A 14294-nucleotide genomic window follows, 5' to 3' on the forward strand; every position below is an offset into this window, starting at 1 on the left:
GACAGACATGCACTCACTCCACACTCGATGGGAGAAAGGAGACGGTCGGCTGAACAGCCTTCACTCATCGCAGCCTGTCCGACGCCCGTGAGGTGCGACAACGACAGTGCAAAGAATTGAGTACGTGATCCGGGGGTGTAGCGGAGGGCTGTAGCCGGGCTTCCGATTTGAACTATTCGAGGCGATGTAGGCGGCATCCCACGCCATGGGCACCATGTCAGCCATGAACGTCAAAGGGCAGGATGCCGATCACCGCGAGCGGGCCCCGGCGGCGATGACCGCCGAGGTCACCCACACCACGTCGCTCGAGACGTTACTCGCGGCCCCTTGTCCGGACTTCCCCGTCCTGCCCGGGGTGTGCGTCCTGGAGTATCTGCGGGCGAGCGCCGAGGCCACCCAGCCCGCCCCGGGCCTGCGCTGGCACGCGGTGGACCGGGTGCGGTTCCTGGGCGCGGTGTTCCCCGGCGAGGAACTGACGGTCCGGCTGACCTGGCAGCGGTCGGACGAGGGCCAATGGACCGGGCTCGCCACCGCGAGCACCGTACGCGGTACGGCGGCCTCCGCCCGGCTGCGTTACGTCGGGGAGGCGGACCGGTGACCGGACCGACCACCGCGAACACCGCGCGCCGCGCGACGGTGATCGAACTGGACGGGGTGCGCCGGCTGCTTCCGCGCCGCCGCCCCATGCTGCTCGTGGACCGGGTGCTGGAAGTCGTCCCGGGCGAGCGGATCGTCGCGGCGAAGGCCGTCACCTGCAATGAGCCGTGGTACGCGCGGCTCCCCGAGGGCACCCCCGCCGAACGGCTCGGCTATCCGCCGGCCCTGGTGATCGAGTCGTGGGGCCAGGCCGCCGGAATCCTGTCGCGGCTGAGCGGTGAGCTGCCCGAGGGCATGATGCTGCTCGCCGGAATGAGCGATGTCCTGGTGCACCGCACGGTCCTGCCCGGAGTGCTGCTGGAGCACCGGGCGAGGATCGTCAGATCCCTCGGCGACCATCTGATCTTCGAGGGGGAGAGTGTGGTGGACGGGGACACGGTGGTGTCCATCGGGCGGATGCTGATGGCGTTCCGCCCCGCGAGCGCGCTGTTCCCACCGGACCGGGACGGGCGCTGAACCGACGGGCGCAGAGCCACTGACACCGGACCGCCAGGTGCTCCCGCGGGAGCACCTGGCGGTCCGGTGTCGGAAGGGGACTCAGGAGTCGGCGGTGGCCAGCCCCGCCTCGTCCGGCAGGAACCGGACCGGCAGGGTCGACATCCCGGTCATCAGATTGGAGTGGATCCGGCGCGGCTCGCCGGTGAGCTCGACACCATTGCTGAACGTCCGCATCGCGTCCAGCATCTCCTTCACCTCGACCCGCGCCAGATAGGCGCCGAGGCAGAAGTGCGGACCGTAGCCGAAGGTGATGTGCTTGTTCGGCGAACGGCCCAGGTCCAGGACGTACGGGTCGTCGAAGACCGACTCGTCGCGGTTGGCCGAGGTGTTCCACAGCGTCACCACGTCGCCCGCCTTGATGGTTCCCCCGGCGATCTCGACGTCGACCAGCGCGGTGCGGCCGAAGTTCATCGCGGGGGTGGCCCAGCGCAGCGCCTCCTCGGTGGCCGACTCCAGCGTCACCGAACCCTCCTTGAGCCGCTTCCACTGCTCCGGCTCACGGCTGAGGGTGTAGAGGGAGTCGATCATCGTGAGCCGGCTGGTCTCGTCGCCGCCCAGGATCAGGCTGTAGCAGTTGAAGACGATGTCCTGATCGGTCAGCGGCACGCCGTTGATGTCACTGGCGGTGAGCGTGCTGATCACGTCGTCCTGCGGATCGGCGCGCCGCTCGGCGACCAGGTCGCTGAAGTACAGCAGGATCTCGTTGCGCGCCAGGAACGCCTCCTCCGGGGCCTGGTCCGCCTCGTCCGAGCTGAGCGAGGACTTGGTCAGACCCAGCAGATAGGTGTGGTCCCTCACCGGCACTCCGAGCAGGCCGCCCACGGTGGTCAGCGGGATCACCTGGGCCACCTCGGCCGCGAAGTCCCCCTCCCCCCGCCGGACCGCTTCGGCGATCATCCGGCGCGCGTTGACCCGGACCAGCGCCGCGACCTTGGACAGGGCTCGCGGCGAGAACGCCTTGAGCATCACATTGCGCAGGTCCTTGTGGCGCTGGCCGTCGGTCACCGCCAGCATCTGCCCGGCGGCCGAGTCGCCGCCCGCCAGCAGGGTCACCAGGACGTTGCCCTTCTCCGAGGTGAGCCGCTGGTTGTCCCGGTAGAGCGCCATCACGTCGGCGTAGCGGCTGACCACCCAGAAGCCGGGTTTGCCGTCGACCGGCGGATGCCAGTACAGCGGGTGGTCGGCGCGCAGCCGGCGCCAGTACGCGTCCATGTCGTGCTCGAGGTAGGCCTTGGGGTCGACCAGGTTGACCGCCGAGATCTCCTCCGGTATCTCTTCGCGGCTCATCGCTGTCTGCACGCTCATCTCTCCACCAATCGGGTCACTTGAGTTCCCGGAGCTTCTCGTTGAGTACGCGGCCGATCTCGGCGGCCGGTTCGGGCCGCATCAGGTACGGGTGGGCGTAAGGGATCCGCCGGTACTCGATCCGTCCGTCGACGAAGGGCCGCCACCGCTCGGCGCGCCCGGCCAGGTCTGCGGCGGGCACCGACGGGTCTTCCTCGGCCACCAGCAGCAGCAGGTCGCCCCGGTAGCGGGCCGGTTCATAGGCCAGGAACAGCCTGCGGTTGTTGGCGAAGGCACGGGCCAGGGCGGCCACGTTGTCCTCGTCCAGGCTGGCCAGCACCGACTGCCGCTCCCGCAGCATGGTCACCACCTGGCCGTGGGTCAGCGGCGCGTCGCCCAGGGCGGCCACGTCGTAGCCCTCGAAGTCCAGCAGCACCCGCAGCGCGTCCTGCTCGTCCGGCAGCCGGTCGGGCAGCGGCTGGGAGCGGTCGAGCGGGTACTCGTCCAGGTTGACCAGCAGCGCCACCTCCTCGCCCTCGGCCTGGAGCAGCGCCGCCATGGCGTGGATGACCGTGCCGCCGAGCGACCAGCCGAGCAGGACGTACGGTCCGGTGGGCCGGACCCGGCGGATCTGGGCGACATAGTCGGCCGCCATCTCCTCCAGGGTCCCGGGGAGGGCGTCCCCCGCGCCGTTGAGGCCGCGGCACTGCAACCCGTAGACCGGGTGCTCGGCGTCCACGCTCCGCAGCAGCGCCGAGTAGCTCCAGCTCAGCCCGCCCGCGGGGTGGACGCAGAACAGCGGGACGCGGCTGCCGTGCTCGCGCAGCGGAAGCAGCACATCGAGCGAGTCCTGCTCCGCGTCGCCGCCGAGCCGCTGGGCCAGTTCGGCGACGGTGGGCGCGGTCAGCACCGTCCGCATGCCGAGCTTCACGCCGAACGCCGACCGGATCCGGTTGACCAGGCCCATCGACATGATGCTGTCGCCGCCCAGGTCGAAGAAGCTGTCGTGGATCCCCACCACGTCAAGACCCAGCGCCTCCCGGAACAGCCCGCACAGGATCTCCTCCTGCGGGGTGCGCGGTCCGCTCCACTCGCGGGGGTTGTAGTCGGGTGCGGGCAGCGCCTTGCGGTCGACCTTCCCGTTGGCGTTCAGCGGCAGTTCGTCGAGGACCGTGAACGCGGCCGGGACCATGTAGTCCGGTACCGCCGCGGCCAGCCGCTCGCGCACCGCGGCGACGTCCAGCCCGCCACCCGCCGCCGGCACCAGATAGGCGGCCAGCCGCCTGCCCGCGCCCTCGTCCCCGCGCAGCACGACCGTCGCCTGGCCCACCCGGGGGTCCCGGGCCAGCGCGGCCTCGATCTCGCCGAGTTCCACGCGGTAGCCGCGGACCTTGACCTGCTCGTCCACCCGGCCCAGGTACTCCAGCTGCCCGTCCGCGTTCCAGCGCGCCAGGTCGCCGGTGCGGTACAGCCGGCCGCCCGGCGCACCGAACGGATCGGCCACGAACCGGGCCGCCGTCAGGGCGGGCCGGTTCAGATAGCCGCGGGCCAGCTGGCCGCCGCCGATGTAGAGCTCGCCGACGGCGCCGCGCGGCGCGGGCCGCAGCGCCGGATCGAGCACGTACAGCCGGGTGTTCGGAGTGGGCCGGCCGATCGGCATCGCGCCCGACGGCGTCTCCTCGCCCGGTTCCAGCCGCAGCACCGCGCAGCCGACGGTGGCCTCGGTCGGCCCGTACTCGTTCACCACGGCCACGTCCGGGTGGGCGGCGCGCCAGGGGGCCAGCGCCTCGCCCAGCAGCTGCTCACCGCCGATCACCAGCTCACGGGTCGGGGAGCACTCCGGGTCCACACCGGCAAGCAGCGGCAGATGGGAGGGGGTGACCTTGCAGAACGCCGGCCGGAGCCGCCCCTCCGCGGGCTGCTCCAGCTCCGCCACGTGCACACAGCCGCCGGTCGTCAGCGGCCCGAACAGCGAGGTGACCGCCATGTCGAAGGAGACCGGCGAGTGCAGCAGGGCCCGCTCCCCCAGCGACGGGTACGCCTCGGCGGCGTAGTCGAGGTACTGGGCGAACGAACGGTGCTCCACCACGACGCCCTTGGGCCGCCCGGTGGACCCCGAGGTGTAGATCACGTACGCGGGGCTCTGTGCCCGCCAGCGGTGGCCGCCGGAACCGGCGGAACCGCCGGAACCGCCGGAGACGGACTCGGTCGGCTCGCTCGTACCGGCGTCGTCCAGCAGCCGCACCGGCGCCGCCGTCCGCGGCAGGCCGGGCGCGATGTCCGAGCGGGTCAGCACCAGCACCGGAGTCGCGTCGGTGAGGACGTGCGCCAGCCGGTCGGCCGGGTCGCCCGGGTCCACGGGCAGATAGCCGCCGCCCGCCTTGAGCACCGCGAGGGCGGCGATCACCAGGTCGGCCGAGCGCGGCAGGGCCAGTGCCACCAGCCGCTCGGGACCCACTCCGGCCCCGATCAGCTCGGCGGCCAGCCGGTCGGCGGCCGCGTCGAGCCGCGCGTAGCTGAGCCGGGTGCCGTCCGCGGCCAGCAGCGCCGGGGCGTCCGGGGTGCGGGCGACCTGGGCCTGGAAGCGCTCGGGCACCAGGGCGACGGGCGCGGGCCGCGCCGTGGCGGTGAACTCCTCCAGCAGCGTGCGGCGTTCGTCCGTGGCCAGCAGATCGACCCGGTTCACCGGCTGCTCCGGCGCGCCGGTCATCGCCTCGAACGCGCGGACCAGCCGGCCGCCGATGGCCTCCACGGCGTCGCGGTCCACGACGTCCGGCCGGTAGCCCAGACGCAGCCGCAGGGTGCGTCCCGGCATCGCCACCAGACTGATCGGGTAGTGGTTGGCGTCCGAGCCGTACAGGCCGACGATGCGCAGACCGTCCTCGACGGCGGGCATTCCGTCGCCGTCCAGCGGATAGTTCTCGGTCACCACGATCGTGTCGAACAGCGTGTCCGGCTCGACCAGGCGCAGCACGTCCTGGAGGCCCAGGTAGTGGTGGTCCATCACCGCCGTCTGCTGGCCCCGCAGCCGCTCCAGCAGCGTCGTCCAGGTGTCGGTCGTCCTCAGCTCGGCGCGGACCGGGACGGTGTTGATGAACAGGCCGACCATGGTCTCCACACCCGGGAGGTCCGCGGGGCGGCCGGAGACGGTGGCGCCGAACACCACGTCGGTCCGGCCGGTCAGCCCGGACAGCACCACGCTCCAGGCCGCCTGTACGACCGTGTTCAGGGTCGCGTCGTGGCGTCGGGCCAGCGCGGTCAGCTCCGTGGTGGTGCGCTCGGGGAGTTCCACGAGTATGTCGCCGGGGACCTCGACGGTCCGTCCGTCGCCGTCGGGCGCGATGAGCGTCGCGCCGTCCACCCCGGAGAGCACCGTGCGCCACGCTTCGCGTGCCGCCTGCTTGTCCTGCCGGCCGAGCCATGCGAGATAGTCGCGGTACGGGGTGACCTCCGGCAGCGCCGACTCGTCGCCGTCCGCCTCGTACAGCGTGAACAGCTCACGCATCAGCAGCGGGCCCGACCAGCCGTCGAGCAGCAGATGGTGGTTGGTCATCAGGAACCGGGCCAGCCGGTCGCCCATGTGGATCAGGGTGAAGCGCAGCAGCGGCGGCCGCTCCGGGTCGAACCGGCGCACCCGGTCCTCGTCCATCAGCGCGTCGAGCCGGGCGGCCCGCTCCGCCTCGGGCAGATGGCCGAAGTCCAGCTCCACCCAGGGCAGTTCGAAGTCGGCGGCCACCACCTGTACGGGGCGGGTCAGCCCCTGCTGGCGGAAGCCCGCGCGCAGGTTGGCGTGGCGCCGCAGCAGGGTCCGCGCCGCGCCGCGCAGCCGGTCCGGGTCCAGGGGGCCCGCGAGGTCGATGCCGAGCTGCACGGTGTAGAGGTCGGGCTCGTCCTCGTCGAACTGGGCGTGGAAGAGCAGCCCCTCCTGCATCGGTGTGAGCGGCAGTACGTCCTCCAGCCGCTCCGCCCCCGCGGACTCGACCGCCTCGATCTCGTCCTGGGTCAGCGGGACCAGCGTCAGGTCGGAGGGGCTGTAGCCGCCCGCCTCCGGCTCCTCGGCGTGCCTGACCAGGGCGGTGAGCGCGGTCAGCCAGTTCTGGCCCAGCTCGTGGACCTCGTCCTCGCTCAGCAGCTCGCCCGCCCAGGACACATCGGCGACCAGATGGGGGCCGTCCGGCAGGTCCTGGGTCATCGCGGTGATGTCGACGGTGTGCGCGAGCGGGCGCCCGGGGTCGCTGCCGCCATCGAGGTCGAAGCCCTCCGGGGCCGGCCCCCAGTCGGCCGGGACGGTCTCCTCGGTCGCCACGGCGCCGGGGAAACGGCCCAGGTAGTTGAAGCTGATCTGGGGCTCGGGCAGCCGGGCGAGTACCGGGCCGGTCTGCGGGTTGAGGTACCGCAGCAGGCCGAATCCGATCCCGTTGTCCGGCAGTGCGCGCAGTTGCTCCTTGACCCGCTTGAGCACCCGGCCGGCCGCCGGACCGCCCGCGCGGAACTCGGCCCAGTCGTGCGGGCCGGGGTCGAGCCGTACCGGGAACAGGCTGGTGAACCAGCCGACGGTCCGGGACAGGTCGACGCCCTCGTCGAGCTCCTCACGGCCGTGGCCCTCCAGGTTGACCAGGACATGGCCGGCTTGGTGGCCCCGCTGTGCGCGCCACTGGGCGACGGCGACCGCGAACGCGCTCAGCAGAACGTCGTTGATCCGGGCGTGGAACGCGGCGGGCACCGTGGTGAGCAGGGCCGAGGTCTGCTCGGCGGGCAGCGTGAGCATCAGCCGCCGCGCCGTCGCGGTGATGTCCCGCGCGGGGTCGAGCGGCCGGGCGGCGAGCGCCGGGTCGGGCTCGGCGAGGGTGTCCAGCCAGAACTTCAGCTCCTCGATCCGCTCCGGCCGCTGGGCGGCGTCGGCGAGCCGCTGCGCCCACTCCCGGAACGAGGTGCCGACGGCGTCGAGCCCGGAGGTGCCGTCGGCCGCGTCCGCCCCGGAGGTCGTGTCCTTCTGCGCGGACCACGCCGTGGTCAGGTCCGGCAGCAGGATGCGCCAGGACACCCCGTCGACCGCCAGGTGGTGGACGGTGAGCAGCAGCCTGCCGGAGACGTCCGGGCCGTTGTCGAACCAGACGGCCTGGAGCATCAGCCCCGCCTCGGGGTCGAGCCGGTCCCAGGCGCCCTTGGTCTCCTCCGCCATACGGGCATGGGCCCGCTCCTCGTCAAGACCGGTCAGGTCGACCCGGCGCAGGCAGTCCGCCACCCGGACCGCGCCGCGCTCGGGCACCTCCAGGCTCCACACCACGCCACCGGTGCGGCGCAGCCGCATCCGCAGCACGTCGTGGTGGTCGAGCACCGTCTGCAACGCGGACCGCAGGCGCCGCTCGCCGACGTCCGCCGGGACCACGATCATGTTGGTCTGGCTGAACCGGTCGGGGCGGCCGCCCCGCTCGCGCATCCAGTGGATGATCGGCGTCAGCGGTACGTCGCCGACCCCCGCGGAGGCCGCCACGGGTTCGGCCGCGGGGCCTTCCGCGGGAGCGTCCTCGACGGCTGTGGCCTTGGCCAGCGCGGCCACCGTCTTGTGCTCGAACACATCCCGCGGCGTCAGCTTGACGCCCGCGTCACGGGCCCGGCGGACCAGCTGGATGGACATGATGCTGTCCCCGCCGGTGTCGAAGAAGCTGTCGTGGATGCCGACCCGCTCCAGCCCGAGGACCTCCGCGAACAGTCCGCGCAGCAACTCCTCGTGGGGGGTGCGCGGTTCGTCGGCGGGGCCGGTGGCCGTGGTGTACTCCGGCGCGGGAAGCGCCTTGCGGTCGGTCTTCCCGTTCGGCGTCACCGGCAGCGAGTCGAGCACCACCACCGCGGCGGGCACCATGTACTCGGGCAGCTCAGCGGCCATCTGGGTGCGCAGGTCGGCACCGTTGAGCGGCCCGGCCTCGGTCACCGCGTAGGCCACCAGCCGCGGCTCACCGGGGCGGTCCTCGCGCACCATCACCTCGGCCTGCCGGACCGAGGGCCGGCGCAGCAGCACCGAGCGGATCTCGCCGAGCTCGATCCGGAAGCCGTGCAGCTTGATCTGCTCGTCGGCGCGGCCGACGAACATCAGCACACCGTCGCGGGTCCACTTGGCCAGGTCACCCGTGCGGTACATACGGGTGCCGGGCGGGCCGAACGGATCGGCGACGAAGCGCTCCGCGCTCGGTCCTGGCCGGTTGAGGTAGCCGCGGGCGATCCCGGGACCCGAGAGGTACAGCTCGCCGACCACCCCGGGGGCCGTCGGCCGCAGCGCCGCGTCGAGCACCCGCACCCGGGCGTTGGGGATCGGTGTGCCAAGGGGCGGTTCGGCCACGCCGGACAGCGGCGCGCTGATGGTGGCGCACACCGTCGCCTCGGTCGGGCCGTACGCGTTCACCATCCGCCGCCCCGCCGACCAGCGGCCGGCCAGCTCCGGCGGGGTCGCCTCCCCCGCCACCAGCAGGGTGACGCTCGCGGGCACCTCACCGTCCGCCATCACACCGAGCGCGGCCGGCGGGATGGTCGCCTGGGTGACGCGCTGCTCGGTGAGCAGCGCGGCCAGCGGGGCGCCGGGGTCCAGGCGCGCGGAGGGCGCCATCACCAGCGTGGAACCGGAGAGGAGCGCCTTGCACAGCTCGGCGAAGGCGGCGTCGAAGCTCGGCGAGGCGAACTGGAGGACGCGGCTGCCCGGACCGAGTCCGAGCGCCTCCACATAGCCGGTGAGCAGACTGGCGAAGCCGGTGTGCGGGACCACCACGCCCTTCGGCCTGCCGGTGGAGCCGGAGGTGTAGATCAGATAGGCCGGGTGGTCCACCGACAGCCGGACCTCCGGCGCGGTCTCCGGCGCCATCGCGATCCTGGCCTCGGTGGCCTCGTCGTCGAGGAGGAGGACCGTGGTGTCGCCCATGGGGGGCAGGGTCTCGGCGATCGGCCGGGTGGTGACGACCACGCCGGGCCGGGCGTCGGCGAGCATGTAGGCCAGGCGCTCGGCGGGGTACGCCGGATCGAGCGGCAGATAGGCCGCGCCCGCCTTGTGCACGGCCAGTACCGCGGCCGGCCAGTCGGGGGAGCGGGGCAGCGCCAGGGCGACGAACCGCTCGGGGGCCGCACCCTCGGCGCGCAGCACATGCGCCAGCCGGTTCGCCCTCCGGTCCAGTTCGGCGAAGGACATCTCGCGGCCCTCGAAGGCCACCGCGGGGTCGTCGGGCGCCTCGGCGACCCGACGGGCGAACAGCTCGGGGAAGGTCGCCGGGGGGAGGTCGCGCGCGGTGTCGTTCGCGGCGGCCAGCACGGCGTGCTCTTCCTCGGTGAGCGGGGAGATGTCGCCCACCCGCAGGTCCGGGTCCTCGACGACCCGCTCCAGAAGCCGCGTCAGACGCTCGAACAGGGCCTCGACCGTCTCCCGGTCGAAGAGGTCGAGCCGGAAGTCGATCAGCGCCTGGAGACCGGCCGGGGCGCCGCCGGGACCGGTGCTCTCGTTGAAGGTGAAGGCCAGGTCGAACTGGGTCGCGTTGACCGGCACCGGATACGCGACGGCGTCGACCCCGGGAAGGCCGGTCGGCGAGGTGGTGGTGGTCTCGAGGTTCTGTACGTTCAGCCAGATCTGGAACAGCGGGTGCCAGGCCAGCGAGCGCTCGGGGTTGAGCAGCTCGACCAGGCGCTCGAAGGGCACCTCCTGGTGGGCGTACGCGGCAAGGTCGTACTCGCGGACCCGGTCCAGCAGTTCGCGGAAGGTGGGGTCGCCCGAGGTGTCGGTGCGCAGCACCAGGGTGTTGACGAAGAAGCCGATCATTTCTTCGAGCGCCTTGTCGTTGCGCCCGGCGATCGGCGAGCCCACGGGGATGTCGGTGCCCGCGCCATGCGCGGAGAGCAACGAGGCCAGACCGGCCTGCAACACCATGAACAGGCTGGTCCCGGTCGTGCGGGCGACACGGGCCAGCGCGCGGTGCAGCTCCGGTGAGATCCGCCCCTCGACCGTCTCGGCCGTGTAGTCGGCCTCCGGCGGACGCGGGCGGTCCGTCGGCAGCGGCAACACGTCGGGGCTGCCCTCGAGGCGCTGCCGCCAGAATTCCAGCTGCTCGCTGACCAGGCTCCCGGGGTCGCTCTCGTCGCCGAGGACCGAGTAGTTCCAGATCGTGTAGTCGGCGTACTGGACCGGCAGTGGCTCCCAGTCCGGGGCCCGGCCGGCCGTCCGCGCCAGATAGGCCGAGGTGAGGTCGGCGGCGAAGGGGCCGACCGACCAGCCGTCGCCCGCGATGTGGTGCAGGATGATCAGCAGGACGTGGTGGTCCGGGGCCAGCCGGAACAGCGTCACCCGCAGCGGGGTCTCGGTCGCCAGGTCGAAGTCGCGCGCCGCCTGTTCGGCGATCGCCGCGTCCAGCGCCCGCTCGTCGACGGAGGTGACGACCAGCTCGGCCGGGCACTGGTCCGGGGGCAGGATCAACTGCCGCGCGGCGCCGCCGGTCTCCGGGAAGACCGTGCGCAGTGTCTCGTGCCGGGCCGTGACGTCCCGTACGGCCGCCCGCAGCGCCTCGTGGTCCAGCGTGCCCGTCAGCCGCAGCCCCAGGCTGATGTTGTGCGCCGCGGCGCCGTTCTCGAACCGGTTGAGGAACCACAGCCTGCGCTGGGCGTAGGACAGCGGGATCCGCTCCGGGCGCTCCACCGGGACCACCGGCGGCCGCGCGGAGTCGGCGTCACGGAGCCGTTCCGCCAGCCGCGCCACCGTGGGCGCCTCCCACAACGCGCGCAGCGGCAGTTCCACGGAGAACGCCGTCCGGGTCCGGCTGACCATCCGGGTGGCGTGCAGCGAGTGCCCGCCCAGCTCGAAGAAGTCGTCGTGGATGCCGACCGAGTCCAGCTCCAGCGCCTCCATGAACAGGCCGCACAGGATCTCCTCCTGCGGGGTGCGCGGGGCCACGCTCGTGGACAGTGCGGTGAGGTCCGGCGAGGGAAGCGCCTTGCGGTCGGTCTTCCCGTTGGGCGTCAGCGGCATCTCGTCGAGCACCATGAACGCCGAGGGCATCATGTACTCCGGCAGCCGGGCGGCGACGGCCCGGCGCAGCGCGGGCACCGGCACCGCCGCGCCCGGGGCCGCGACGACGTACGCCACCAGCCGCCGCTCGCCCGCCCCGGCCTCGCGGGCCACCACCGCCGCCTGGGCGACCTCGGGCAGTTCGGCGAGCGCGGTCTCGATCTCGCCCAGCTCGATGCGGAAACCGCGCACCTTGACCTGGTCGTCGGTGCGGCCGGCGAACTCCAGCTCCCCGTCGTCCGTCCACCGGGCCACGTCACCGGTCCGGTACATCCGGGTGCCGGGCGCGCCGAACGGGCAGGCGACGAACCGCTCCGCGGTCAGGTCCGGACGGCCCGCGTAGCCGCGCGCCACGCCACGCCCGGCGATGTAGAGGTCGCCGAGGACCCCGGGCGGGGCCGGTGACAGCCCGGCGTCCAGTACGTAGACCTGGGTGCTCGCGATGGGCCTGCCGATGACTGGTGGGCCGGACACCTCGGCGAGGCGGGCGGCCGTGGACCATACGGTGGTCTCGGTGGGGCCGTACAGGTTCGTCACCTCGGAGCCGAGTTCGCACAGCCGGGAGGCGAGCCCGGCGGGCAGCGCCTCGCCGCCGACCAGCACGCGCAGCCCGGAGAGCGCCTCGGGGTGCTGGGACACCAGCGCCTGCCACAGAGTGGGCGTCGCCTGCATGACCGAGGCGCCGGTGTGCTTCAGCAGCGCGGCCAGCGCGGGGACGTCGATCACCTCGTCGCGGGTGGCCAGGACCACCGCGGCGCCGGACACCAGCGGGGTGTAAAGCTCCAGGCCCGCGATGTCGAAGGCGATGGTGGTCACCGCGGCCAGCCGGTCCCCGGGCCGCAGGGCGAACCGGTCCCGCATGTCCTGGACGAAGTTGGTGAGGTTGTCCCGGGTGACCACGACGCCCTTGGGCCTGCCCGTGGAACCCGAGGTGTAGATGGTGTAGGCGGGGTGGTCCCCCGCCACCGGGGCGGGCTCCGGGGCCTCGCCGGACAGGGCGGCCAGCCGGTCGCGGACCGCCGGGTCGTCCAGCAGCACCCGCGTCGCACCACCGGTCGCGGGCACCGAGGTCACCGAGGAGTCCGTCACCACGACCGCGGGCGCGGCGTCGGTCACGATGTACTCGACGCGCTCGGCCGGGTATTCGGGGTCCAGCGGGATGTACGCGCCGCCGGTCTTCAGGACCGCGAGCAGGGTGGCCACCAGGTCCGCCCCGCGCGGCAGCGCCACCGCCACCCGCGTCTCGGGGCCGACGCCGAGCCCGGACAGCAGCCGGGCCAGCCGGTTGGCGCGGGCGTCCAGCTCGCCGTAGGAGACCTCGGCCCCGTCCGCGACCAGGGCCACCGCCGCCGGGTCGGCGGCCGCCGCGGCCTCGAACAGCTCGGGCACGGAGGTCTCCGGCGCCCCGGCGTCGGGCTCGTTCCAGTCCTCCAGGACCGTGCGCAGCAGCTCGGGCGCGAGCACTTCGGTGCGGCCCACCGGGAGGGACGGGTCCGCCTCGATCCGCTCCAGCATCCGGCGGAAGCCGTCCAGCAGGGCCCGCGCCCGCTCGGCCGGGTAGAGATCGGGCCGGTATCCCAGGCGCAGCCGCAGGGTGGGGCCGGGGGTCGGGAACAGGGTGAGCGCGTAGTGGGTGGCGTCCTGGCCGGTGATGTCGGTGATCCGCGGCCCGTCGACGCGCTCGGTGATGCCGTCGGAGTCCAGCGGGTAGTTCTCGAAGACGACCAGCGTGTCGAAGAGTTCACCGGTGACCTGCGTGGCCTCCTGCACGGCGGACAGCGGCAGGTGGTGGTGGTCGAGCAGCGTGGCCTGCTGCCGCTGGACCGCGGTCAGCAGGTCGGTCCAGGAGGCGCCGTGGTCCACCCGTACCCGGACCGGCAGGGTGTTGATGAACAGCCCCACCATGGACTCCACACCGGGGATGTCCGCCGGGCGCCCGGACACGGTGGCGCCGAACACCACGTCGTCACGGCCGGTCAGCCGGCCGAGCAGCACGCCCCAGGCGCTCTGCACCAGCGTGTTCAGGGTGACCCCGGCGGAGCGGGCCAGCTCGCCGAGGCGGGCGGTGAGGTCCGCGTCCACCTCGGCGACCAGGTCCTCGGGCAGCACCTCGGCGCCGGGACCCGCCTCGGGCACCACGAGCGTGGGCGCGTCCACCCCTGCCAGCGCCTCTCGCCAGGCCCGCTTCGCCGCGTCCTTGTCCTGCCTGGCCAGCCAGGCGAGATAGGTGCGGTAGGGGGTGGCCGGAGGCAGGGTGGTGTCCTCGCCGCCCGCACGGTAGTGCTGGAACAGCTCCTGCATCACCAGCGGGGCGGACCAGCCGTCCAGCAGGATGTGGTGGGCGGTGAGCACCAGCCAGAAGGCGTCGGCCGCGACCTTGATCATGGTGACCCGCAGCAGCGGCGGCCGCTCCATGTCGAAGCGGCGCGCACGGTCCCCGGCGGCGAACTCCCGGACCTTCGCCCGCTGTTCGTCCTCGGAGACACCGCTGAAGTCGAGCTCGGTCACAGGGAGTTCGAGGTCCCGGAGGATCACCTGCATCGGGTCGCCGGTCTTGCGGCGCCGGAATCCCGCGCGCAGGCTCGCGTGCCGCCGCACCAGCGCGGCCGCGGCGCGGCGCACCGCCGGGGCGTCCACCGGGCCCTGGATCCGCACCGCCAGCTGGACGGTGTAGACGTCGAGCGCGTCCGCGTCCTCGGAGTACTGCGCGTGGAAGAGCAGCCCTTCCTGGAGCGGCGACAAAGGCAGAAGGTCCTCGATACGTGTCTGCTTCACTGCACAGGCTCCCTGGGCGTCTTCGTGATGCGATGTGTGACGAGTG

The 14294-nt window shown here is 72.9% G+C and carries 4 protein-coding genes; 2 read left to right on the forward strand and 2 right to left on the reverse strand.

All coding sequences use genetic code 11. The annotated features are described in order from the left end of the window. Nucleotides 1-223: 223 nt before the first annotated feature. Together ACJX2R_RS24075 and ACJX2R_RS24080 are read left to right on the forward strand one after the other, a co-directional pair. A complete protein-coding gene (locus ACJX2R_RS24075) occupies nucleotides 224-598 on the forward strand; it encodes a hypothetical protein (RefSeq protein ID WP_413101823.1) in 375 nt (124 codons plus the stop codon). After that, the gene (locus ACJX2R_RS24080) at nucleotides 595-1113 is read left to right on the forward strand and encodes a 3-hydroxyacyl-ACP dehydratase FabZ family protein (RefSeq protein WP_413101824.1); all 519 of its coding nucleotides are present in this window, start codon (nucleotides 595-597) and stop codon (nucleotides 1111-1113) included. Before ACJX2R_RS24075 ends, ACJX2R_RS24080 begins: the two co-directional genes overlap by 4 nt. An 81-nt stretch (nucleotides 1114-1194) precedes the next feature. Here ACJX2R_RS24080 and ACJX2R_RS24085 read toward each other — a convergent pair whose 3' ends face one another. After that, complete coding sequence (locus ACJX2R_RS24085; protein ID WP_413101825.1) at nucleotides 1195-2460, reverse strand: cytochrome P450; 1266 nt, start codon at nucleotides 2458-2460, stop codon at nucleotides 1195-1197. Nucleotides 2461-2476: 16 nt separating this feature from the next. Beyond that, nucleotides 2477-14248 carry an amino acid adenylation domain-containing protein gene (locus ACJX2R_RS24090; protein ID WP_413101826.1) on the reverse strand — a complete coding sequence of 3924 codons (11772 nt, stop codon included), beginning with the start codon at nucleotides 14246-14248 and terminating at the stop codon, nucleotides 2477-2479. Nucleotides 14249-14294 lie beyond the last annotated feature (46 nt).

This window comes from Streptomyces sp. Inha503 (genome assembly GCF_047215865.1).
In the GTDB taxonomy this organism is placed as follows: domain Bacteria; phylum Actinomycetota; class Actinomycetes; order Streptomycetales; family Streptomycetaceae; genus Streptomyces; species Streptomyces lycopersici.

Excerpts from the sequence above, each read along its gene's own strand:
- ACJX2R_RS24085 (WP_413101825.1), bottom strand. The coding sequence starts at position 2,460 with ATGAGCGTGCAGACAGCGATGAGCCGCGAAGAGATACCGGAGGAGATC.
- ACJX2R_RS24075 (WP_413101823.1), top strand. The coding sequence starts at position 224 with ATGAACGTCAAAGGGCAGGATGCCGATCACCGCGAGCGGGCCCCGGCG.